Source organism: Dapis brunnea BLCC-M229 (assembly GCF_050015995.1).
Classification (GTDB): domain Bacteria; phylum Cyanobacteriota; class Cyanobacteriia; order Cyanobacteriales; family Microcoleaceae; genus Trichodesmium.
In genome coordinates this window covers 86,710-110,415 of the sequence record NZ_JBNHEP010000094.1, presented here as the reverse complement: position 1 = coordinate 110,415, position 23,706 = coordinate 86,710, and the positions used below count along the sequence as shown (strand labels likewise).

Genomic DNA, 23,706 nt, shown 5'->3' with positions numbered 1-23,706 from the left:
GATAATTACCTCGGGTTTTAACCGTTACGGAATTGAATATAAGGAAATATTATTTCTTTTCTCTTGGTCGATTGGATATGGCGTTTCGGCTGTCGCCGACATGAAAAGCGCAGCGGCTCTGTTAAGAGCGGGAGACGTCGCCATCCCATCCTACGGACTGCTCCGCTTTCCGACCGCTTTTTCCCCTATCCAAGGGGAGGCTTCAAGGCATGAATTATTTAATTATCAATTATTAATAATTAATAATTCGGTAAAGACAGGGAAAAGGGGGTAATAAGTTCAAATTTTGTATCTATTTGAGAATTTTTTACCAACAATTTCGTACTGCTATATATTTTTGGTAAATGGGTAGGTTTTTGAAGTTAAATTAACGCAGAAAAGGGGGAAGGCTATCATCTTTTTGCTTATTTTTAATTGTATCAGCCATAAATTTTTTTAAAGCTTTATCTCGATTTTTCATAAAAGCTGCCCAAAATCCAGGCTGAAATTCATCCATAGTCTTGGCTAATGCCCAAACATCTATTGCTAAAATATTATACAATCTTTCATTTTCTTTTTTCAGAGAGTTAATGCGCTTTAATATGTCTTTACTAACACTTGTAGCTTCCTGATCTGGGTCTAACTTAGACATTTATATTATATAGAATATTTTTTTTCAAGAATCAGAGACTATTGATAATTAGAGATGCAAACATCCGATCTTTGACTTGGGGACTCACATTAAAATTCGATTAACGAGACAGGAAAAGTCGGTATCAAATTTTGTATCAATGAATATATATTTATCACCTGAAAATTAGCTTTGTTGACTTGCTATATAGGATGATAAATCTTCAAGTAAGTCGAAGCTTGAAAAAATAACGGTCTATGATCCCTTTAACACTGTCTGGTTGTCCCTAATGATCGGGATAAAAGTGATATAAAATCACCGCCGTGCCCTGATATTTTAGTTTGAAGTTTTTGGAATCTCCTGTTAGAATATTTTTCCTTAATCGAGATGAGGATGTCAATGAGTTAAACTAAAATACTGTATTAACTAGAGTATATCAGGAATTGACAATGGACTCACAGACAATCAAAGCAAGATTAGCTACTATTGAAAATAAGCGGGAATCTTTAGTAAAACTTCTAGAAAAGCCCGATTTAGGTACACTCAGAATCGATGTTAATCAAGCAATAGAAGAGATTGATGATTTGATTGATGAATTAAAGCGAACTTTTCCAGATTCATAAAAAAGATCTAGTGGTTCTCTTGTTTATGAGGTAAAATATTTTTTTTCTCTTCCCTAATTCTCTATTCCCTATCCCTATTCCCAAAAATCCAAAATCTGTTTCTAACCAAGGGTGAAAATTACTATAGCTCGATCGGCAATGAAGTTAAAAACATAGAGTAGTTGTGTTGATTTTTAGGTGTAACAGATTGAATGTATTAAATATAAAAAAGGAGATAGGGAACAGGGAATAGAGAATAGACGAAAACATAACTATTTATCACCTAATAACTTTAGGAGTATGAATACTTATACTCTATCAAGCAGTAGAATTTCAATCCCTGGCCTTATTCAATCCTGAATATTTAGTTTATAAACAAGTCTCTTAATACTTAATTTGACAAACATTTTCTCAAAAAAATTGAGTAAATTAATAATTAAACTTTGTAGTTAATAAATTACGATTTGATATTACTCCGATTGCATCATTTTAACATAATTTATACATTCAAAAGTAATCTATTGAAAATCAAGAGTGAAATTGTACTAGCTGAAAACTTTTACTAACAGTAATTTCATAAGTAAAGCGTGGTAAATTTTGTAGGTTATGTATCAAATTGTAAATTAGCTCAAAAATTTTTATTTCAGTGGTTTAAGGCGTTTTATGGAAATCTCCAACCCCATGTTTTAACTTACTCTACTTAATAACTGTCGATAGACAAAAAATAGATAAAAATGTCAAAAAGGAATAGTTAAAAGCCATGACTCCTGATTGCTAAAAGCTGACTCACAACTCATAACTTCTAATACCATTAAAAAAAAAGAATGTTACGAATAATAAGCAGTATTAAAATATTTTATCGGAAATTTATATTTGACGAAAAAGATAAATTACGACATAAAAAATGAGACAAACCTATTAATTATGACTGCTTTCTCCTGTACGCCGCCCTACCGACGGCTCCCCTACCTAACTTCTAACCCATATTCCGCACGTCAAGCAGATAAAAACATGAATGATTTTGAAATGGATTTACAAAGGTTGAAGGAAGAGCAAGAACTCATCCTGAACCAAATAGATAATGGTATTGCTCTCTTCGATAATTCTAATCACTTAATTCTATTTAATCAGAAACTGCCAGAAATTTGGGGATTATTACCAGAGTGGCTAAAATTAAAACCCCATAGGGATAACATCTTTGCCGAAATAGTTGCTCAAGGTTATTGGTCAACCGAACAATGTCAACAACTACAAAACTGTCTGCTCAAGATAGAAACAGAAAGTAAATTATTATATATTGAACAAGCTAATGGTATTTGCCTGAAAGTGGACTGCACCTTGGCATCAGATGGGGGTCATCTATTAACCTTTCGAGATGTAAGTATATATCAACGGTCTCAAGTTAGTCTCAATGCTGAATTAAGAAGATTAAGATTTCTTCTAGGTCTCAACGAACGACTGCAATACTCAGACAGCTTGAGAGAAATAGCCCAATTTGCCCTTAATTATCTCGTAGAGGTAATGAATGCTGCCTTTGGGGATGTCAAAGTTATCAATGGGGAAGGAGTAAATCGTCAAGCAGGGCCAATTTCTAATCAGATTACCTCTCAATTTATTGCTACTTATGGTGAACTAGCAGTAGCTGAAATGGAAGGTTTATTGAAACAGGGTATCCCTTATGGTCAAGGACTTTTGTGGGAAGTAGTAGAAAGTGGCAAACCTATGTATGTTCAAGATTATGCTCATCAACCTAATTCTATACCAGGATTTCGCCATCCGGCTATTGGTCAACTAGGAATTTTCCCAATTCCAGCCACAGATGGGACAATTATTGGTGTTTTAACTCTGGAATCTCGTAACCTCCAAAAACTACAAGAAGCAGATCAAAAAGATATGCTTTTTGCAGCTTGTCGTACTCTAGGAGTAGCTATAGAAAGAGCACAATCTCAAGAACGTCTACGTCAAATTAATGAAGAATTAGAGCGTTCTTCTCAGTTAAAATCAGAGTTTTTGGCTTCTATGTCTCACGAATTGAGAACTCCACTTAATAGCATTTTAGGGTTCTCTGATTTATTACAACGACAAATATCAGACCCGTTAAGCGATCGCCAAGTTAATCAAGTTCGACTCATTCAAAAAAGCGGTCAACATCTACTACAACTGATTAATGATATTCTGGATTTATCTAAGATTGAGTCGGGGAAAACAGAGCTAAGTTTAGAGCTAATTAATATTCACGAAGTTTGTAAAGATTGTTTGAAAATGATTCAGCCACGAGCTGATAAAAAAAGATTGGCTTTATCCCTAGAATTAGATTATCGTATATCTACTGTTTATCTGGATCAGCGTCGGGTTAGGCAAATAATTATTAATTTACTTTCTAATGCTATTAAGTTTACACCAGAAGGGGGAAAAGTTAAACTGAGCGGACGTTTAGGGTATGGTAGTCAAATTCAAGGTGATTATCGACCTGATTGTTCTCCAATTAATTCTAGTACACCTTATTTATGTTTAGAGGTGAAAGATTCTGGAATTGGTATTCCTGAAGATAGATGGGAAATATTATTTAGACCTTTTCAACAGATTGACTCTTCTTTATCTAGAAGACATGAAGGTACGGGTTTGGGTTTAGCTTTGACAAAAAGATTGGCTGAATTGCATGGTGGAACTATTTCTTTAGATTCTCAAGTGAGCAAGGGTAGCACTTTTCGTGTTTGGTTACCATTAACAGAAATGCGACATGAGTTAATAGTTAATTCAGCATCAGAATTTAGTTCTGAAGTATCTTCAGATAGTGTTAATGAGGAAATATTAGAAACTGAAAAGTCTATTAGAATTTTAATTGTTGAAGATCAACCTTATAATCAACTATTAATTTCTCAAGTATTGGAGTTAGAGGGCTATGAAGTTGAGTTAATTAGTGATGGTCAAACTATGTTGGATACGATTAATTCTCCTTTGGTTACTTCTCCAAATTTACCTAATTTAATTTTGATGGATATTCAGTTACCAGAGGTTGATGGATTAGAATTAATTAAGAGAATTAAGGATCATTCTATGTGGCAGTCTGTACCAGTTATTGCTGTAACTGCTATGGCAATGCCAGGTGATAAAGAAAGATGTTTGAATGCTGGTGCAGTAGCTTATCTGAGTAAGCCTTTAAATATTGAGGAGATGATTTCTATTGTCAAGTCTTTGCTGGGTAATTAGTCAAAGCAAAGAAGATTTTACTGAACTAATTTTTTTCTAAGTATTTCAATTTTTTTCTATCAGTTAAGACTCCCACGCTTATTTTTTGATATCCATAGTTTACCCTTGCTGGTATCTAGCTCATCCCCAAATATAATACCTTGATAACTTAACTGTTTAAATGGGATTTCTATAGAGTTTGAAAATCAGATTTCAATCTAAATTTAGGTTTTTGCTAATAAAAAAATGCTGTATTGAGTACCAATTACCTTGTATTTTTCACAATTTAATACTGTTTTTAATCCTTTACCATTCCCTATTCCCTATTCCCTTTTTCAGAGGACTCAGTTTCCGCATCTAAAATAAAAACGCTATATCAGAATTATCTGTTATACCAATTTGATAAATGTTTGCTACAAATATCTAGGGAAATTTTTAGGAGTCAACCCACCCCTAACCCCGACCGTGGAGGGGAAGTCAGAAGTCAGTCGGCATAATGAATAGTTTTAATACCATTTTTTAGTTCGTAAATCATCTTTATTTATCAAAGGGGTATTTGCTGTAAAATCTTTTTATCCCCCTTACTATTCGTAACATTGTTTTTTCAAAATGGTATTAGATAGCAAATTTAAAATTTCTCTACTAAAAGTAATTAATTATTCAAAATATTCTAATTTCGTCTCTAGGAAAGTTATTAGTTTTAATAAATACAAATAATTTTCTATAATACATTAGTTTCAAATACACAAGTTACAAGTATTTTCGAGCTATTATAAAGTAGTAAATTAGTCAAAAATAGTTAGGGTTTGCTGAAAAAGTATGCGTGGGTTCGGGTAGGAATCAGGAGTCAGGAGTCAACCCACCCCTAACCCCTCCCAGGAGGGGAAGTCAGGAGGAATAGGAATTACAGAGGAAGTAGAAGAAAGAATTGTCTGAGGTTTTTCCGCCCTTGTCTGCTCAAAATGCTCATATTTTGAACTAGAGTAAGCAAAAAGCTGACACTTCTTTCTGTGAAAAAAGGCTAATGGGACTTACAGATAAAGGCTTTTAGAGTTAATCAGCAAGCCCTAGTTATCAAAAATATCTAAGATTGATTACCATTTTTTGAATATAGTCTGTAGTGAAGTAACGGATATTTATACTAAGCAAAACCCGATCTGTAGGTTAACATTTCATTTAATAATGCTAACAAATTCAGTCTTCTTATACTTTCTAATTCTCCGTTTTTACTCTGATAAATCACCCCCAGCAACTACCTAAAAATCTGATTTTTAGATTATGTCTCTAGGAGAGATATCCTCATTGAGTATCAGCTTTTATTGGGCAAATACCAGACATTCAATTATTAATAAATACAATTATAGCAATGCTCACCAATAGTGAGATACATAAGTTTTGGATTTTAGAGAATAGGGAATAGGGAACAAAAAAATACTGTACCTCTTTAATCTGAGAAACCCTATATAAAAATGGTTAACAACGGTAGTTGATGTTTTTCAGACCAAATATATTATACCAAATCTCAAAAGTGTTGCTACATCTCCTAATGGTAGGGACGTTGCATGCAACTTCCCTACAGAGCAGGGAGCAGGGAGCAGGGTTATTAGACATAAGTAGTAAATCCGCTTAATGGCGATAATCGTTAAAAAAATGACTCAAGCTTACTTATTACTTAATAACTGAAGTCCCATCGGAAGTTAAGCATTATTTTTGGGAATTGGTATTACAGATAGTAAAATAGCCTGAAAAGCAAGGCGCTGGAAACCCAATTTTCTGGTTAAAACTTATATAACAGTACTCGACATGGTTGTGTAAAAAATATTTTGGAAAAAGGGAACAGGGGTAAGAGTTTCAGAGTATTTATCTATATTTGGAATTTTTGACCAATAATTTAGGCTTGCTATATATAGTATAGAATTAAAGGCTAAACTAAAAAGAGGGAACATATATTCAATAATTAATAATTAACAATTAATAATTAATAATTACCTCTTCTTAAAACATTGAGGATTGGTTAAAAGGAAATTTTTTTTCTCCCATATTTAGCAGAGGCTTTCAACCTTAGTTTTCCGGTCACACAATAATTTTGCACTAAAGTTAAAACTCTTAGAAGTATTTGTTATTGTTGATTTTTATTATTTGGCAGTAGATTTATTACAGAAGTCAGGGAATAGGAGATAGGGAGATAAAATTGTTGATTTTATATCTTTAATTGATTTAATAATAACTTTTGGAAGAGATATAATATAGCAAGTAAAGCAAAATTTAGGAAAGCAAAAAAAATCAGCAAACCTAATAAAACCAATACTTTTCTCTTAACTCAAACCCTATAGCTCTGACTGAATTAAACTTTCGCAATTCTCATACAATCCTATTATCAAATTACTCTCAAAAGCAAAAAAATTGAGTTACTCAAAGTTCATAAATTTTACTAAATAATATGTCTAACAAGCAGCCATGTATTCTAGTGGTTGATGATGAGCCAGATAATCTAATTCTATTAGAAGAAATATTAATATTAGAAGGCTACTCGACTATATCAGCAAACAATGGCAAAGAAGCGCTACAAGTTGCTAGTCAATCTCCCCCTGATTTGATATTACTAGATGTAATGATGCCTGAAATTAATGGATTTGAAGTTTGTCAATGCTTACGTGATAATCCCAAATTAAAGACAATTCCTATAATTTTTTTAACAGCTTTAGATGATGAAAAATCTAAATTGAAAGGTTTAGAATTGATGGGGGATGACTATATTACAAAACCATTTAATACTCGTTTACTTTTAGCAAAGGTAGCTAATCTTTTGCAACTAAATGAAATACGTTCTCAAGCTACAAAATATAAAAATAGTCAAGAACTAGATGAACAAAATAATTTACAACTATCGGCTGCATTACGAATTAATCAGCTTTTATCCGAGAAATTTCGGTTGTTTGTACCAGAACAGTTTTTATCTAGAATAGCACCCGAAGGAGTAGACTCGATTCAGCTTGGGGATGCCACAGAAGAAGAATTAACAGTTTTATTTTGTGATATTAGAGGATTTACAGCAATAGCTGAATCACAAAATGCTAGAGATACTTTTAAGTGGTTAAATTCTTTTTTTCAGCAAATGAGTGCTTGTATTTCTGCTAATCAAGGATTTATAGATAAATTCTTAGGTGATGCAATTATGGCAGTATTTGATCAACATGAATGCCATAGTTTAAATGCGTTAAAAGCTGCTGTAATGATGCAGGAAAGTTTGCAAGATTTTAATGTTAATTATCATAAATATAATCTGAGAGAACCTGTAAAAATTGGTATTGGTATTCATACAGGTATTGGTGTTATTGGAACTTTGGGTTCTGAAAAAAGAATGGATTCTACAGTGATTGGAGATGTTGTTAATACTGCATCACGTTTAGAAAGTTTAACTAAGACTTATGGATGTTCAATTATTGTGAGTCAGAAAGTCATCTCTGAAATAGAAATATGTCAAAATAATTATAAAACAGGACAACAGATAGAAACTAAACGTAATAGCCTTAATAGCCAAGAAAATTTCAGTAATCAGATTCAAAATAACCAGAATAATCAGTCTAGTTATTGTGAAAAAATTTATTACAGGTGGATTGATAAAGTGAAGCTCCGTGGAAAGCAAAAGGCTGTCAATATTTATGAGCTACTAGGTACTGAAAATAATATTATTGAACCGGAAAAAATTGCAACTATATCAATATTTAATAAAGGAATTAAGGGGTGGAAAGTTGGTAAATATGCAGCGGCTTTAGAATATTTTCAACAAGTAAAAAGGGTAAACTCTATTGATAATATCGCTGGTTTATATGTCGAACGTTGCCGAGAAAAACTTGGTTTAGTGTAAATTGGGAAAAATGAAGTAAATTTAGCCGATCCGCATTTTTAATAAATTATTTGTGGGAAAAAATCAAGGATGGGAGGTGCAACACCAGAAGTTGGATTACAGCTTCTATTATTGGTGCTTATTGTCAATATTTATGTAATAAATATATATTTTTACTTATAAATTTCATTTAAACAGCTATTATAACATACTACATCTTGACCTGCAGAATGCTAGGTTGTAACTATTTTTTTCTGGTAATTGTCGTGCTATTGTAAATTTTAATTGCTATTGACCTCTCTAGAAATAACAATTTGGGAACAATCATTATAATACACAGATGTATAGAAACAACGTCTATTCTCTATGCTGTTGAAATACAAGTACAAGCTAAAAGCCCATAAAAGTCAAACGGTAATTATAGCCAATTGGTTAGAAATGGCCAGAAAGCAATATAATTACCGTTTAGCTGAAAGGCTGAATTGGTTTGAAGCAACCCGCACACTCCTTAATGCTTGTCCACTTAATGTTTCAGTGGTGTCAGTAGACCAGATTTATCAGAATATCCCTGAATTTAGGATACAAACACGAAATGGCAGAAAAAAGGACAGTAATGGTAATCCGATAACAAGGAAAGGGGATAAGCATCCGAACATAGTTAATGGATATGTTGTTTGGGAGGCTGTGCAACTAGCAGATTTAGCACAGACTAAAAAACTTTTCCCTGAGTATAAGTCTATGCACTCTCAGGTGTTGCAAGATGTTATTCAGCGTGTACAAACAACAATGGATAATTTTACCAAACCCGATAAAAATGGTAAAACCAGCGGTAGACCTAAATTTAAAGGTCGGCATTATTATAATTCTTTCAGTTATCCTCAGTTATCAAATGCCAATATAGTCAAAAATGCCAACGGTCGTTTTTGTATAAATCTACCAAAGATTGGTTTAGTCCCCTTTGTCTACAATCGCTCAATACCACTAGGATTCAAGGTTAAGACAGGTACAGTAATCCGTGAAGTTGATGGATACTATATCAGTTTCACGGTAGAAGATAAGACCGTCCCTGTAGAGGTTGCAGAAATTCAACCCACTTTAGATAACTCAAAAGGTATTGATTTAGGATTATTGCACTATGCTGTTACCAGTTATGGTGAGTTTATAGAAGTACCATTATTTTTCAGGCTCTCTGAGGATCGTTTATCTAAACTTCAGGTGAGATTAGCTAAAAAACAAAAACATTCTAAACCCTGGAAAATTCTCAAACGTAAAATAGCAAAACTGCATCAACTAATAGCTAGGCAACGACTAGACTGGCAATTCAAACTTGCTTATCATTTGTTCAGTAATTGTCAGGTGATATTTTTAGAAGACCTACAAATAGCAAATTTACTCCGACGTTGCAAGGCAAAATTAGGTGACAATGGTAAGTTCTTACCCAATGGTCAATCAGCAAAATCAGGATTAAATAAGTCTTTGCAGGATGCAGCCTTTGGCCAGTTTGTTCGGGTTCTAGAGTATGTTGCCTGGAAACTTGGCAAAAAAATTATCAAAGTAGACCCAAAAGGCACGTCTCAATATTGTTGGGAATGCTTGAATAAAGTCTCTAAAAGCTTATCAGAGCGTTGGCATTCATGTCCCAGATGTGGACAGGAATTAGATAGGGATTATAACTCAGCACTTCTAATACAAAAAATTGGATTGTTATTAACACAGGAGGAGGACATCACTTCTGTTAAAACTGCGGTCAGGGCTTATCTGACTGAAGAATCCCGCGCTCTCCCGTAGGGGAGCGCCGGGAGTATGTCAACCAAAACGACCACTTACATACTGTTGAGTTACTTCTTCCTTTGGGTTTTGGAAAATATTGTGAGTTTCATCAAATTCTACTAAATAACCAAAGCGTTTACCACCTTCTTGAGCTTTCGCATTAAAAAAGGCAGTTACATCAGCAACCCTAGTCGCCTGCTGCATATTATGAGTCACAATAATAATAGTGTAATTTTCCTTGAGTTCATTAATTAACTCTTCTACTTTAATAGTAGAAATAGGGTCAAGAGAAGCACAGGGTTCATCCATTAAAACTACATCTGGACTAATAGCAACTGCACGAGCAATACACAAACGTTGTTGCTGACCTCCAGACAGAGCAAAACCACTTTGCCCCAATTTATCCTTAACTTCATCCCAAAGAACAGCTTGTCGTAGCGATCGCTCGACTATCTCATCCATTTCTTCTTTAGATTTAGCCAAACCATTAATTCTTACTCCATAAGCAATATTATCGTAAATTGACTTAGGAAAAGGATTAGGTTTTTGAAACACCATTCCGATACGACGGCGAATTTCTACAGGGTCAATATCTGGGTCGTAAATATTTTGATTATGATAAAGAATACGACCTTCTAAATGGAAAATACTAATCAAATCATTGAGACGATTAAAACATCGTAATAATGTACTTTTACCACAACCTGAAGGTCCGATAAAAGCAGTTACTTGATTCTTAGGAATTTCTATTGAAACATCTTTCACGGCTTTAAAATTTCCATAAAAAATGCTAACGTTCTCTGCTGAAAGAGCAGGAGCAGAATTTTGTTTAGAAAGATTTACTTGAGACTCCGGCATAAAATATAACCTCCTAACTTAGTCTAAAAATTATTTTTGTGTCTATTATTTATAGCATTCAGCTAGCCTCCGCAGGAGGAACTGCGTAAACAGATCAAGTCAAAACTATTGGTTAAAAGATTTCAATTTTATCTATCTCCTAACACTTTTTTGTAGTGCTATTAGGGTGTACTGAAAAAGTTTTTGCTTAAGGACAGACAAGAAGAAACAGGCAAGAGTGTTTTTGAGATTTAATAGATAATGAAACCTTTACCATCAGAATTGAAAAATTGCATGAATTTTGAAGACTTCACCTAATCTACTTACAAAGGTATGAATTAATAATTATCTTCAAAACTTTGTTCATAATTTGCACTTAAGGAAAGTGTTTTATGAAAGCCATATTTAGTTATCTTTATCCATAGTTTCCAATAGAAGCAAAAGGAATAATTTAATTTTTCCAAAATACCAAACAATTAGTTAATCATCAAAATTGCTTCTGACTGGTTGCCCAACGAGAAAGAATACTGGTAATTAAAACTAATAAAACCAGCACCAAAGATCCTGCCCAAGCAAACTCTTGTAAAACCAAATCAAAGCTACGAGCAAATTCATATACTAGATATGCCAAAGATGGTACTGTCGGAGCAAAAGGACCACGAGGCCAATTATTAGAATAAACTACAGTAAAAAGTAGTGGAGCTGTCTCTCCAGCAGCACGAGCAATAGAAAGAGTAATCCCTGTAATAATACCTGGTAAAGCAGCAGGTAAAACTATCTGTAAAACAGTTTGATAATTAGAAGCACCAACTCCTACGGATGCCCATCTAATATCTCTAGGAACTATTTGTAATGCTTCATCAGTAGTTCTAATAATAGTGGGTAACATCAAAATTGATAAAGCAACTCCTCCCGCAAATGCTGAAAATTTCCCCATAGTTAAAACCAGTAAACTATAGGCAAATACCCCAGCAATAATTGATGGTACACCACTCAAAACATTAGTAGCAAATCGAATTGGGCGGGCAGTTTCTTCGTTACTAAATTCTGATAAATAAACTGCTGCTAAAATGCCAAAAGGTACAGCAATTAAACTAGCAATTGCTACTACCATAATTGTGCCTAAAATAGCATTAGCAATACCCCCTGTAGTTTGACCTGCTGCTGGTGGTAACTTAGTAAATAAATCTAAGTTTAGACGAGCTACTCCTTTGATAAAAACATAAATTAATACAGCAAATAGAGGGATAAGAGTGATAACTATGCAAGCACCTGATAATCCTGTCATCACTTTATTAAAGATTTCCCGTGGTCTTTGGGGGTTTCTTTTTAAGTTAATGATAGATTCAGAAGATTTTGGGTTGTAGGTAATATCTGCCATAATGAATTAAGATGATATGAGCATAAAAAAATTGGTAATTCTAATGAGATAAGTAGGTTGGTATTAAACATTATTGCTCTAATGTAAGCATTCAGCGGTCAGCTATCAGCTATCAACTATTAACTTATTCTTTTTTAAGGAAGAATTAGAGTTGAAAGATTGAGGAACAATTAAAAGTTACTCTCAAATCATTCTTTGCTAATCTTTTTCATTAATTACTTAGTGCAGGATTATTACTAAGGAAAAATTGTTTACCTAGCATTCCGCAGGAAAAGCTAAAGGGGAGCTACCTGAATGCTTACGCTCTAATTAGGTTAGATGCAAAATAGAAGAGGTTTTAAGCGAGTTTTCTTTTCGTTAAATAGTTAATAAAAATATAGTCAAATACGACATATCCTTATAATGGATAATGAAAATTATCTCTAATTATGAATTAGAAATTATTCATTGGTAAAGAGGCTTTAAACCTTTGGGAATTAATTATAAATTATATCAATTATCCATTATCCATTTTTAATACTTAGCCTTAATTTGATTAACAATCCAATTAGCTAATATATTTACAAGTAGGGTTAAAGCAAACAAAACTACCCCTGTATACATCAGAGCAGAAAGTTGTAAACCAGAAGCTTCAGCAAATTGGTTTGCCATTAAAGAAGCAATAGTATTAGCCGGAGCAAAAAGAGTAGGTTTAATCGAATTAGCATTACCAATTAACATTGTTACAGCCATAGTTTCTCCCATTGCTCTACCCAAACCTAACATTACACCACCAACAATTCCTGAAAAAGCTGCTGGAATTAACACCCTAATAATAGTACCCCAACGGGTAGCTCCTAAACCTAAAGAAGCTTGTCGCAATTCAGTTGGTAGACTAGCAAGAGAATCACGAGAAATTGCAGTAATAATTGGTAAAATCATTACTGATAAAATAATAACCGCAGGAAACATTCCCGGACCTCCAGCACGAACACCATCAGGAATAGAAAAAAGTGGAATCCACCCTAAATATTTACCCAGAAAAGCTTCTATTGGTTCCAGAAAAGGAAGCAAAACATAAATACCCCATAAACCATAAACTACACTAGGAATAGCTGCTAGTAATTCCACCATAAAAGTTAATGGGGTACTAAATTTTGGAGGGATAAAATTTTCACTTAAAAAGATTGCTGTACCGAGACCGAGGGGAACTGCAATAAACAGAGCGAATACTGAACTAACTAAAGTTCCCACAATCATTGGCCATGCGCCATAATCCCCTTTACCGTCATTAGCAACAGGGTTCCAAACACTTTTAAATAGAAAGCTCAAACCAAATTCATTGAGAGATGGTATTGCTTGGGAAGCTACTGTTAGAGCCATTAATATGAGAATAGCTGCTATACCCCAAGCAAAAACTTTAGTCAGGGTAATAAAACCATTATCAAACTTTTTTTCTGCATCACTCCGAGACCGAGTATCTTGTTGAACTTGAGATTGTGCAACCATATAATTTTTTACATTTATTTATATTTAGCGCAAAGCAAATAGGTATATACCTTTTTCAGTCGTAATTAAGTTAATTTTAGGGATTGTCTAAGAATAATCTTTAGGTTATATGAAATTGAAAAAAATTACAATAAATTTAATTCAGAATTCAGAATTCTGAATTAAATTTTTTTTTGATGCTATTTGAGAGTCATGTTGTAATCTGGGCTGATTTTATCAGCAGTTTCTAGAACCTTTTGACGTACATTATCAGGTAGAGGAATATAACCTAATTCAGAACTAACTTGTTGACCTTCATTTAAGCCATATTCAATCATTTTTTCCACACCTTGAGCTTTGGCTGCATCAGGATATTCACCATAAGCGAGCATCCAAGTGTAAGTTACAATTGGATAAGAATTATCCCCTTCTGGGTCGGTAATAAAAGCTCGTAGATTTTCAGGTAATACTACTGCTTCTAAAGTTGCAGTGGCTGATTCAGCAGTAGGTTCTACATAATTACCAGAACTATTTTCCAGGGAAGCCATATTCAGGCCAGCACTTTTAGCAAAACCATACTCAACATAACCTATTGCCCCCTCGCTTTGGCGAATTTGAGCAGTTACACCATCATTCTTCGCACCACCAATACCTACTGGCCATTGAACAGTTTTACCTTCCCCTACTTTCTCTTTCCACTCTGGACTAATAGCACTCAAATGCTTAGTAAATACTCCTGTTGTTCCACTACCATCAGAACGATATACAACTGTAATAGCTCGGTCTGGCAGAGTTAGATCGGGATTAATTTCAGCTATTTTCGGATCATTCCAGTTAGTAATTTTACCTAGCAATATATCCACATAAACTTCCCTCGAAAGTTTCAGACCAGAAACATCTGGCAAGTTGTAGGCTAATACGATACTACCCGCAGTCATTGGTAGTAAGATAACTCCTCGGCCTACTTTGGCAATTTCCTCATCCTTCATTGCCACATCAGAAGCACCAAAATCTACTAATTCTTGGGTAAATCTCTCAACACCAGCCCCACTACCCACTGACTGATAATCTACTTGTAGGCTAGAGTCACTATTACTCAGGTCTTGAAACCAACGTTGATAGATGGGTGATGGAAAAGAAGCTCCAGCACCTACCAGGCTTACTTGACCACCACCACCATTACCACCACAGGCAGCTAAACCAATTGTTAGGGCTACTGCAGATACTTTGGCAGTAATACGAGTGATTCCAGAAAGATTTATACCAAATTTCATAATTATTTAGATTTCTATATTTCTCTAAACACCAAAAATAATAGACGAAAGCCTAACAGATTTAGGTTAAGGAAAGGTTAATCCTTGTTTATGATTGGCAATCATTGGTCTAAAAAGCAGAGATGCTGATAGAAAGAACTTACCTAGGAGCATGAAAGCCATGGTCTTTTAAGCGATGGACGAAAGGCAACTCGTCGGATTTTAATCCGAAGTATTTGATTTTACCGAAAAGCAACGTTGAAGCTCCCCATGTTTGAACCGGGACATGAAAACCAGGGAATCGTTGAGACTAGACAACTTTAGTTGTCCTCTGTTATTATTAAGAATAACTTTTCGTTCCGCCCGTTTCAAATGTACTGTTGTCAGCAAGTTTTAGTAGGTAAAAATCCTGAATTAATTTCTATTTTAACATTCTTGTGCGAACAGTCTCACAAGCTCACTAACATGGGCATATATTATGGTCGGCAATTATATTTTAAAGCCAGGAGAAGTATTGGCAAATATGACTTGGAAAAGCTCTACAAAAACAACTATCATTACAAAGTTTTATATTCACAAGCAGCACAACAAATACTGAGAACTGTAGCTGAATCATTTCGGTCTTATTATGGTCTAACTAAAGCATTTATTGACGGTAAAATACCAGACAAACCCAGAATACCTAACTACAGAAAGAAAGGAGGGTTAGCTACAGTTAGTTATCCGGCTCAAGCATTAAAACTCAAAGGTAAGCAAATCAGAGTTCCACTAGGCAATACCTGTAAGCGTTGGTTTGGGATCGATAGCTTCTTAATTCCTCTGCCTAGTAATTTAGCATTTTCTGCTCTTAAAGAACTGAGGCTATTACCAAGAAACAGATGCTTTTATTGGGAATTTGTCTATGAAAAAGAAGTAGTAGTTAAACCTCAATTAAATCAAGAAAATGTATTAGGAATAGACAATGGTGTCAATAATTGGTTGACCTGTGTATCGAATGTAAATACCAGCTTGATAGTAGATGGGAAACATCTCAAATCAATGAATCGTTGGTACAACAAACAGATATCAACTATTAAAGAAAATCAACGGACTGGATTTTGGTCAAATAGACTGGCTGCAATTACAGAAAAGCGTAACCGCCAAATGCGTGATGGTATTAATAAAGCAGCCAGAATAGTAATTAATCATTGTTTCAAAAATAATATTGGTACAATTGTATTTGGTTGGAATAAAAGTCAGAAAAATCAAATAGAATTAGGTCATAAAAGTAATTCAGAATTTGTACCAATTCCGACAGCTAGACTCAAAGAAAGAATAGCTCAGTTGTGCGATGAATATGGAATAATATTTATAGAAACAGAAGAGAGTTATACAAGTATAGCTTCATTTTTAGATGGTGACTATCTACCTAATTATGGTGAGAAACCCGATGATTGGAAACCATCAGGAAAAAGAATAAAGCGTGGTTTGTATAAAAGTGGTAATAATTGTTTTGTGAATGCAGACTGCAATGGAGCTGCAAATATTATTAGAAAAGTAAGCAGAAAGCTAAGTTTAAACTTAAGCAGACTGTGTAGGGGTACTTTGACTTGTCCCCAGAGAGTGTATCTTTGGTCAGCTAAGAAAAAACTAAGCAACATGGATTTATCCTGTTGCGTAGTATCAACTTAGAATCCCCGTGACTTTAGTCCGAGGAGTAGTCAATATAAGTTTTTGCTGTGTAAATATTACTTAAGACTAATTTGATAGCCGGAGCTAATTTTATCGGCAGCAGCAGCAACTGTTTGACGAACATTGTTAGGTAGAGGAATATAACCTAAATCAGCACTTACCTTTTGACCTTCATTTAAGCCATATTCAATCATTTTTTCTATAGCCTGAGCTTTAGCTGCATCATATTGGCCATAAATCAGCATCCAACTATAAGTAACGATAGGATAAGAATCACCACCTTCAGGATCGCTAATAAAAGCACGAAGATTTGCAGGTAATTTTACTGCTGCTAGAGTAGCCTTAGCAGAATCTAAAGAAGCCTTCACATAATTACCAGATTTATTTTCCAGAGCTGCCGTATTCAGTTTAGCACTCTGAGCAAAACCAAACTCAACGTAACCTATACCACCTTCAGTTTGACGAATTAAAGCAGCTACACCGTCATTTTTGGCACCACCAACTCCTGTCGGCCAAGATACAGTTTTACCTTCCCCAACCTTTTGTTTCCACTCTGAACTAATGGCACTGAGATGCTTGGTAAAAACTCCTGTAGTTCCACTACCATCAGAACGGTGAACTACAGTAATTGGTATATTTGGTAAATTTACCCCGGAATTAATAGCAGTAATTTTTGAGTCGTTCCACTTTGTAATTTTACCCAAAAGAATATCTACATAAACTTCCCTAGATAATTTCAGCTCGGATACACCGGGTAAATTGTAAGCTAATACAACACTACCCGCAGTCATAGGAAGCATCATAACTCCCCGACCGACTTTGGCAATTTCCTCATCTTTCATTGCCACATCAGAAGCACCGAAATCTACTAATTCTTGAGTAAATCTCTCAACACCAGCACCACTACCAACTGATTGATAATCTACTCCAACATCAGAACGACTATCTCTCATATCAGCAAACCAACGTTGATATAGGGGTGCTGGAAAAGATGCACCTGCACCTACAAGGTTGACTTTTTGTTGAGCGAGACTGTATTTCACCCCAGCAATTGTAGTAGCTAAACCAATTGTTAAGGCTACTACGGAGACTTTAGAAGTATTACGAATTATTTGACTAAATTTGATACTAAGTGTCATAAGTACTTAAAATTTAAGATTGATTTGAAACAAAAGTAACAATCAATGATAGTTGAACATACTGAGGTTAAAAATAGGTAAAAAATAGGTAAAGGAAAAGTTAATAAATCGTTAGTGATTGATAATGATAGTGGGGCGTCAAACTTAAAGTAACGGAATAGATTTTTGACTAAAAGCTTTGAAAAATAAACATCGTACCATTTTCCTAAAGTCACATTTAAGGCTTAAGACAACAGTAGTGGACCGAAACAGCTAAAACTGTGCATTAGTGCATTAGTGGAGTAGGGGAGTAGGGGAGTAAGGGAGAAAGATTGTTGCTGGGTTTCGTCCCTCAACCCAACCTACTAGCGCGTCCAGATTAAAATTGTGGGTAAAACCTCCCCCCTCTCCTTGCAGGAGAGGGGTTGGGGGAGAGGTCTTCATTGACTCAAATTTACCCACATTTTCAAGCTAGACGAGGTACTACATATATATGCAACTATATGCAACTATATGCAACATTTAAGATGAAACAGTTCACTACAATTTTGCACTTATATTCAATCCTCTCCGTTTTAACCAGAGGTAATTATCTATTATCCGTTATCAATTAATGAACCTGATTGTGTTAGAAGAAATTTTCCCAGTCAAAAATCTCCAAGTAATAGAATATTGTTTCCGATAATTAAAAAATAGAAATGGAAATTTGAAAATTTTACCACTTAAATTAATTCTATGAAAATGTGGGTGAAAAATGGTAAAATTGAACCTCATAAAATATAGTAATTACAAGGTTAGTCGTGGTTCAAGCACCCCCATCAACCAATACAGACACAAATACCAAAGCTTTCCTATCTTTGCCAGAGACGAGAAACCAGTTAGAGCAATGGCTCCATAATTTAGCCAAGCAAATTATTTCTGGATATCGTCTTAGCCGAGAAGAGGCTATGATACTTACTCAAATTACAGAACAAGAAGATATACTATTACTTTGTGAAGCTGCCGATAAAGTTCGTAAAGCTTGTTGTGGAAATGTTGTAGACCTTTGTAGCATCATTAATGTCAAGTCTGGAGGCTGTTCAGAAAATTGTAGCTTCTGTTCCCAGTCATCCCATCATCCAGGAGAAGCTTCCCCAGTATATGGCCTCAAATCTACTGAAGAGATTTTAGCTCAAGCAAAAGCAGCAGAAGCAGGTGGAGCTAAAAGATTTTGCTTGGTGTCTCAGGGTAGGGGTATTAAGTATAATAGTCCCAAGTCTACAGAATTTGAGCAAATTCTGGCTACAGTAAGACAAATTATTGCTCAGACTAATATTAAGCCTTGTTGTGCTTTGGGAGAAGTAACACCAGAACAAGCTCAAGCATTGGCAGAGGCAGGAGTAACTCGCTACAATCATAACTTGGAAGCCTCTCAAGATTTTTACCCGGAAATTGTCACAACTCATAGCTGGAATGACCGAGTTGAAACTGTGAAAAACCTCAAAGCAGCAGGTATTCAAGCTTGCACTGGGGGTATTATTGGTATGGGGGAAACTTGGGCAGATAGAATAGATTTAGCCTTATCTTTGCGAGAGCTAGAGGTTGAGTCTGTACCCTTAAATTTATTGAACCCTCGTGAAGGTACACCTTTGGGCGATCTACCAAGATTAGACCCCCATGATGCTTTAAAGGCGATCGCTATTTTTCGTCTCATTTTACCAGAACAAATTATTCGCTATGCTGGAGGGCGAGAAGCTGTGATGGGAGAATTGCAAGCTTTGGGTTTAAAGGCTGGTATTAATGCTATGTTGATAGGGCATTATCTGACAACTCTTGGTCAATCTCCAGAAAAAGACCAAGCAATGCTGGAATCTCTTGGACTTCAAGGTGGAGAAGCTCCTATTCCAACTAATAGGTTTTAGGTAGTCGGATAATTGTTTATTCTCAAAAATAATTGTTAATTGCCGTGACAATTACAATAGAGTTACTATGGGCAATTGTAGGTTTACTCTTAACAATTGCTGCAACATTTTTACCTGCCTCTTTTGCCAGTCCAACTTGGATTTGGGAACAACAAGAAATTAAGACTTTTTCTTTAGGAGTAACTTACCAAGTTGGGGCTGTTTTGTTTATTGGTTGTTTGGGTGGAAAAAATGCTGCTGTTATTTCTCAAATAGCCTATATTTTTTTAGGTCTAACTTTATTACCTGTGTTTACTAACGGTGGTGGTATTGGTTATTTGAGAGAACCTAGTTTTGGTTATTTATTGGGTTTTATTCCTGGAGCTTGGATATGTGGAAATTTAGCTTTTAAAGCATATCCTAAACTAGAATTATTAGCTTTTAGCTGTTTATCTGGCTTGTTGAGTGTTCATGCAACTGGGTTAGCTTATCTCATTATTAGTGGTATTTTCGGTTGGAGAAATACAGAATCATTATCTTTATTTGAAGGTATTTTTAGATATTCTATTTTTCCCTTACCAGGACAACTAGGAATTATATGTGCTGTAGCAGTTATGGCTTATTTCCTACGACGTTTACTATTTTATTAATTAGCTATCAGTTTTTAGCATTTCCCTACCGGAATGCTTCCCTACGGGATGCTAGGCAAAGCTAAACAGCTCGCCTCCATAGGAGGAATTTCGTTAACAGCTTTAACAGCTTTTATACAGCAGATTCGGTAATTAATGTCCTCCAACTGACAGTAAATCTAACTAATATAGTAATTGTTAAACTTGAAATTACCTTTTCACAAAAATCCCTTATTCTGGATGGTTGCAATTATCAGCATTGTATTAGACCATCTAACTAAGTTCTGGGTGGTACAAAATTTTCAACTAGAAGAAAGTCTGGCTTTATGGCCTGGTGTATTTCACTTTACTTATGTAACTAATACTGGAGCTGCTTTTAGTCTCTTTAGTAATGGTGGAGTTTATTGGTTGCGCTGGTTATCTTTGATAGTTAGTCTGGGTCTGATGGCTTGGGCTTGGTTTGGACCTAAATTTAATCGATGGGAAGAACTGGGCTATGGTTTAATTTTAGGAGGGGCATTGGGTAATGGTATTGATAGATTCGTTTCTGGTTATGTTGTAGATTTTCTCCATTTTCGCCTCATAGATTTTCCCGTTTTTAATGTGGCAGATGTTTCGATTAATGTTGGTATTATTTGTTTACTTATTGCAACTTTTTTTAGTGGAACACCTAAAGGTCGTTCCCATTAATTTATTTTTCTCTTGTTGTCTTATTTTAGAGTCCTCGCTTTAAAAAGATGAATATTCCATAGAAGGGAACAGGGAACAGTTGGAAAAATATTTCCTAGTCTAAGATTCATCATCAGTCTATGTCCTAACCAATTCTTTCTTAGCTATAGGTATTTTCTTAAACTGGTTAAAACCACATTTAAGGATCTTTCTAGTTACTCAATACTTACATAAGACCTCTCCGGAAAAGAGGGAGTAGGGAGTAGGGAATAGGGATTAGGGGGAAATAATTAATGATTTATGCACTATATATAATTGATTTAATTTTTAATTATCGGAGATGTCTATAGCAGAGAGAGAGAAAAAACCTTGCGGAGGCTCATTCACTGTGTCGCTTTGAACAAACTGATTCATTTTAAATCAATCGGACTAAAGTACATATTTTCAGAGTTGGTTATTTTAGCTGATTAACGTCACTTTAAAATATATGATGACAGCCCTAAGATGGAAATTATTAAAGCTTTGTAAACTACTGTATCAACTGCTTTATATGCGTGTGATTATCATCCTTGTCACTTTACTCTGTTTGGGTTTTGGTATAGCTTTAGTAGGAACCTACTACCTGTCAATTAATTTAGTAGATTCCCAGACAATGCACTATGCAAAAGTGGCTGTCAAAACCTTGAATGAAGCTAGAATACTCTACAGCAAGAATGTTGTCAATCGGCTCAAGTCAATGGATGGTATCGTGGCCATAGCTGAATACCATACTGTCAAAGGAGGTATTCCTAATCCTGCTACCTATACTATCGAACTTGGGGAGCGCCTAAGTGATAAATCAGAGGGTATTTTATTTAGGCTTTACAGCAATTATCCATTTCCTAATCGACAACTAACAGGAGGACCTCAAGATAAGTTTGAGTGGGATGCACTGACTTACCTGAAAGAGCATCCAGAAGCTTCGTTTTATCGCAAAGAGCAATTTGGCGATCGCCTCTCGTTTCGCTATACGGAAGCTGTCTTGATGGAGCCAAGTTGTGTAGCTTGTCATAATACACTACGAAGTAGTCCTAGAAAAGACTGGAAAGTTGGACAAGTGCGTGGCATCGTAGAAATTACTCAGCCTGTTGATAATCTTACGCTGATAGCTGAAGATGGATTAAAAATAATTTATACTGTCTTGATGACTATCATTGCTCTAGCAATTTCAGGTTTAATTTTAGTTATTGGACGCTTTCGTGCAATTAATCAAGAGCTAGAACAGAAAGTTTTGGAAAGAACAGCAGCTCTCAATCATTTAGCTACCATTGATGAGTTGACCCAACTGCTTAATAGGCGTCATTTTAATCTACTTCTTCAGCAAGAGTGGCAACGAATGCAACGACAACAACAACCCTTATCGTTGATTCTTTGTGATGTCGATCATTTCAAAAAATACAATGATACTTACGGTCATCTAGCAGGAGATAATTGCCTTCGTGCTGTTGCCCAAGTTTTGGATAGTAGTGCCAAGCGCTCTGGAGAATTTGCTGCTAGGTACGGTGGGGAAGAGTTTGCGATTGTTTTACCAGGCGTAAATTGTATTGAAGCTACCAAAGTCGCAACTATAATTATGAATGCTATTCATTGTTTGAAGATACCTCACAAAACTTCTTTGAATCACTCCTATATTACCCTAAGTATGGGAATTGCAAGTACTATTCCTAACGATAAAAATTCTCCTGAACAATTAATTAAGTCTGCAGATATAGGGTTATACCAAGCCAAAGAAGAAGGACGGGATCGGTTTATCATTTGGAATGAACGCCAACAATAGTTTGACTTTAACTCAATCAAATATAAATAATTAATACTATTTTTTATAGTTTTACTATAGTTATTTTAACTTTATACCAATTTCATAAAATATTTTTACAGTGACTCTGTTCTTAGGAGTCAGATAGGGGAGCTATTGGTAGGGCGATTACAGTCCTCAGCAGGTAAGAATTTATAATATTTATTTTTTCTGAGAGTAAAGCAGTTTTATGATTGATTAAAAATAGTTTGATAACTAAAATAAGTCATTTTTTGTGCCCAAGGGATAGTTTGATTTTTACCCTCTTTTCCTGATTTATACAATTATCACAGTAACCAAAACACATATTTTGAGCTTCCTGAGAAAAACCAAATGCTTCTAACAAAAATTGCCATCGACATTTTCTAGTAGAAAAATATTGATTCATTTCCTCAATTCCTGAACTGTAATTTCAAGAAACTTTTCTTTCTTTATACAATTATCACAGTGACCACAAGACGTATTTCGAGCTTCCTGAAAAAAATAAAATGCTTCTAATAAAAACTGCCATCGACATTTTCTAGTAGAAAAATATTGATTCATTTCCTCAATTCCTGAACTGTAATTTCAAGAAACTTTTCTTTCTTTATACAATTATCACAGTGACCGCAACGCATATGTTGAGCTTCCTGAGAAAAACCAAATGCTTCTAACAAAAATTGCCATCGACATTTCCTAGTAGAAAAATATTGATTCATTTCTTCAACTCCTGAATTGTAATTTAAAGATGCTTTTTTACCATTACCAGACTTATTAATAATATAGTTAAACGGGTCGCGCCATCTCAATTTTAGAACTACTTTTCCTGATTTATACAATTATCACAGTAACCGCAACACATATGTTGAGCTTCCTGAGAAAAACCAAATGCTTCTAACAAAAATTGCCATCAATATTTTCTAGTAGAAAAATATTGATTCATTTCCTCAATTCCTGAACTGTAATTTCA

General features: G+C 34.8%; 19 protein-coding genes. 10 read left to right on the top strand and 9 right to left on the bottom strand.

The window, feature by feature from the left end:
* The coding region (locus ACP6PM_RS11075) for a hypothetical protein (RefSeq protein ID WP_426584552.1) at positions 1-274 on the top strand (274 nt) is incomplete at its 5' end.
* A 93-nt stretch (positions 275-367) separates the two neighbouring features.
* Here ACP6PM_RS11075 and ACP6PM_RS11070 read toward each other — a convergent pair.
* Positions 368-631 (bottom strand): hypothetical protein, encoded by a 264-nt coding sequence (locus ACP6PM_RS11070; protein WP_426584550.1) that lies wholly within the window; start codon positions 629-631, stop codon positions 368-370.
* Positions 632-1,059: 428 nt separating this feature from the next.
* On the opposite strand from ACP6PM_RS11070, the gene ACP6PM_RS11065 reads away from it, so the two are divergent.
* From ACP6PM_RS11065 to ACP6PM_RS11050, 4 genes are all read left to right on the top strand, one after another.
* Complete coding sequence (locus tag ACP6PM_RS11065; RefSeq protein ID WP_426561164.1) at positions 1,060-1,233, top strand: hypothetical protein; 174 nt, start codon at positions 1,060-1,062, stop codon at positions 1,231-1,233.
* 990 nt (positions 1,234-2,223) lie between these two features.
* A complete protein-coding gene (locus ACP6PM_RS11060) occupies positions 2,224-4,422 on the top strand; it encodes a hybrid sensor histidine kinase/response regulator (protein ID WP_426584548.1) in 2,199 nt (732 codons plus the stop codon).
* Between the two features lie 2,419 nt (positions 4,423-6,841).
* Entirely contained in the window at positions 6,842-8,269 is a 1,428-nt protein-coding gene (locus ACP6PM_RS11055; RefSeq protein WP_426584546.1) for a response regulator, read from the top strand.
* A gap of 345 nt (positions 8,270-8,614) precedes the next feature.
* A complete protein-coding gene (locus tag ACP6PM_RS11050) occupies positions 8,615-10,036 on the top strand; it encodes an RNA-guided endonuclease InsQ/TnpB family protein (protein WP_426584544.1) in 1,422 nt (473 codons plus the stop codon).
* An 18-nt stretch (positions 10,037-10,054) separates the two neighbouring features.
* Here ACP6PM_RS11050 and pstB read toward each other — a convergent pair whose 3' ends face one another.
* The 4 genes from pstB to pstS (ACP6PM_RS11030) all read right to left on the bottom strand — a co-directional run bounded on the left by pstB (position 10,055) and on the right by pstS (ACP6PM_RS11030) (position 14,977).
* Positions 10,055-10,876, bottom strand: coding sequence for a phosphate ABC transporter ATP-binding protein PstB (pstB, locus tag ACP6PM_RS11045; protein ID WP_426584542.1), 822 nt, complete (start codon positions 10,874-10,876; stop codon positions 10,055-10,057).
* Between the two features lie 466 nt (positions 10,877-11,342).
* On the bottom strand, positions 11,343-12,236 hold the full coding sequence (gene pstA / locus ACP6PM_RS11040; protein ID WP_426584540.1) for a phosphate ABC transporter permease PstA: 894 nt from the start codon (positions 12,234-12,236) through the stop codon (positions 11,343-11,345).
* Between the two features lie 513 nt (positions 12,237-12,749).
* Positions 12,750-13,724 (bottom strand): phosphate ABC transporter permease subunit PstC, encoded by a 975-nt coding sequence (pstC, locus tag ACP6PM_RS11035; RefSeq protein WP_426584538.1) that lies wholly within the window; start codon positions 13,722-13,724, stop codon positions 12,750-12,752.
* A 179-nt stretch (positions 13,725-13,903) separates the two neighbouring features.
* The gene (gene pstS, locus ACP6PM_RS11030) at positions 13,904-14,977 is read right to left on the bottom strand and encodes a phosphate ABC transporter substrate-binding protein PstS (protein WP_426584536.1); all 1,074 of its coding nucleotides are present in this window, start codon (positions 14,975-14,977) and stop codon (positions 13,904-13,906) included.
* A gap of 351 nt (positions 14,978-15,328) precedes the next feature.
* On the opposite strand from pstS (ACP6PM_RS11030), the gene ACP6PM_RS11025 reads away from it, so the two are divergent.
* Complete coding sequence (locus ACP6PM_RS11025; RefSeq protein WP_426584534.1) at positions 15,329-16,627, top strand: RNA-guided endonuclease InsQ/TnpB family protein; 1,299 nt, start codon at positions 15,329-15,331, stop codon at positions 16,625-16,627.
* 56 nt (positions 16,628-16,683) lie between these two features.
* Here the strand turns inward: ACP6PM_RS11025 and pstS (ACP6PM_RS11020) are convergent, their stop codons facing one another.
* The gene (gene pstS / locus ACP6PM_RS11020) at positions 16,684-17,766 is read right to left on the bottom strand and encodes a phosphate ABC transporter substrate-binding protein PstS (RefSeq protein WP_426584532.1); all 1,083 of its coding nucleotides are present in this window, start codon (positions 17,764-17,766) and stop codon (positions 16,684-16,686) included.
* A gap of 779 nt (positions 17,767-18,545) precedes the next feature.
* Between pstS (ACP6PM_RS11020) and bioB the strand changes: the two genes are divergently transcribed.
* From bioB to ACP6PM_RS11000, 4 genes are all read left to right on the top strand, one after another.
* Complete coding sequence (gene bioB / locus ACP6PM_RS11015; protein ID WP_426584530.1) at positions 18,546-19,646, top strand: biotin synthase BioB; 1,101 nt, start codon at positions 18,546-18,548, stop codon at positions 19,644-19,646.
* A 44-nt stretch (positions 19,647-19,690) separates the two neighbouring features.
* Positions 19,691-20,275, top strand: coding sequence for a biotin transporter BioY (locus ACP6PM_RS11010; RefSeq protein ID WP_426584528.1), 585 nt, complete (start codon positions 19,691-19,693; stop codon positions 20,273-20,275).
* 174 nt (positions 20,276-20,449) lie between these two features.
* Complete coding sequence (gene lspA, locus ACP6PM_RS11005; protein ID WP_426584526.1) at positions 20,450-20,944, top strand: signal peptidase II; 495 nt, start codon at positions 20,450-20,452, stop codon at positions 20,942-20,944.
* Between the two features lie 466 nt (positions 20,945-21,410).
* Positions 21,411-22,739, top strand: coding sequence for a diguanylate cyclase domain-containing protein (locus ACP6PM_RS11000; RefSeq protein WP_426584524.1), 1,329 nt, complete (start codon positions 21,411-21,413; stop codon positions 22,737-22,739).
* 244 nt (positions 22,740-22,983) lie between these two features.
* Here the strand turns inward: ACP6PM_RS11000 and ACP6PM_RS10995 are convergent, their stop codons facing one another.
* Genes ACP6PM_RS10995 through ACP6PM_RS10985 form a run of 3 tightly spaced genes read right to left on the bottom strand, consistent with a single transcriptional unit; the run spans position 22,984 to position 23,545 of the window.
* Positions 22,984-23,145: a RecQ family zinc-binding domain-containing protein gene (locus ACP6PM_RS10995; RefSeq protein ID WP_426584522.1), complete on the bottom strand. Its 162-nt coding sequence runs from the start codon at positions 23,143-23,145 to the stop codon at positions 22,984-22,986.
* Positions 23,142-23,300: a RecQ family zinc-binding domain-containing protein gene (locus ACP6PM_RS10990; protein ID WP_426584520.1), complete on the bottom strand. Its 159-nt coding sequence runs from the start codon at positions 23,298-23,300 to the stop codon at positions 23,142-23,144. The genes ACP6PM_RS10995 and ACP6PM_RS10990 overlap by 4 nt, the downstream gene beginning before the upstream one ends.
* Positions 23,297-23,545 (bottom strand): RecQ family zinc-binding domain-containing protein, encoded by a 249-nt coding sequence (locus ACP6PM_RS10985; protein ID WP_426584518.1) that lies wholly within the window; start codon positions 23,543-23,545, stop codon positions 23,297-23,299. Before ACP6PM_RS10985 ends, ACP6PM_RS10990 begins: the two co-directional genes overlap by 4 nt.
* Between the last annotated feature and the right edge of the window lie 161 nt (positions 23,546-23,706).

Bases quoted from the DNA above. Each gene is read 5' to 3' on its own strand.
- ACP6PM_RS10995 (WP_426584522.1), bottom strand. From the start codon at position 23,145: ATGAATCAATATTTTTCTACTAGAAAATGTCGATGGCAATTTTTGTTA.
- ACP6PM_RS11000 (WP_426584524.1), top strand. From the start codon at position 21,411: ATGATGACAGCCCTAAGATGGAAATTATTAAAGCTTTGTAAACTACTG.
- pstC (WP_426584538.1), bottom strand. From the start codon at position 13,724: ATGGTTGCACAATCTCAAGTTCAACAAGATACTCGGTCTCGGAGTGAT.
- pstS (WP_426584536.1), bottom strand. From the start codon at position 14,977: ATGAAATTTGGTATAAATCTTTCTGGAATCACTCGTATTACTGCCAAA.
- ACP6PM_RS11060 (WP_426584548.1), top strand. From the start codon at position 2,224: ATGAATGATTTTGAAATGGATTTACAAAGGTTGAAGGAAGAGCAAGAA.
- pstS (WP_426584532.1), bottom strand. From the start codon at position 17,766: ATGACACTTAGTATCAAATTTAGTCAAATAATTCGTAATACTTCTAAA.
- ACP6PM_RS11065 (WP_426561164.1), top strand. From the start codon at position 1,060: ATGGACTCACAGACAATCAAAGCAAGATTAGCTACTATTGAAAATAAG.
- pstA (WP_426584540.1), bottom strand. From the start codon at position 12,236: ATGGCAGATATTACCTACAACCCAAAATCTTCTGAATCTATCATTAAC.
- ACP6PM_RS11055 (WP_426584546.1), top strand. From the start codon at position 6,842: ATGTCTAACAAGCAGCCATGTATTCTAGTGGTTGATGATGAGCCAGAT.
- ACP6PM_RS10990 (WP_426584520.1), bottom strand. From the start codon at position 23,300: ATGAATCAATATTTTTCTACTAGAAAATGTCGATGGCAGTTTTTATTA.
- pstB (WP_426584542.1), bottom strand. From the start codon at position 10,876: ATGCCGGAGTCTCAAGTAAATCTTTCTAAACAAAATTCTGCTCCTGCT.
- ACP6PM_RS11025 (WP_426584534.1), top strand. From the start codon at position 15,329: ATGTACTGTTGTCAGCAAGTTTTAGTAGGTAAAAATCCTGAATTAATT.
- ACP6PM_RS11050 (WP_426584544.1), top strand. From the start codon at position 8,615: ATGCTGTTGAAATACAAGTACAAGCTAAAAGCCCATAAAAGTCAAACG.
- ACP6PM_RS11070 (WP_426584550.1), bottom strand. From the start codon at position 631: ATGTCTAAGTTAGACCCAGATCAGGAAGCTACAAGTGTTAGTAAAGAC.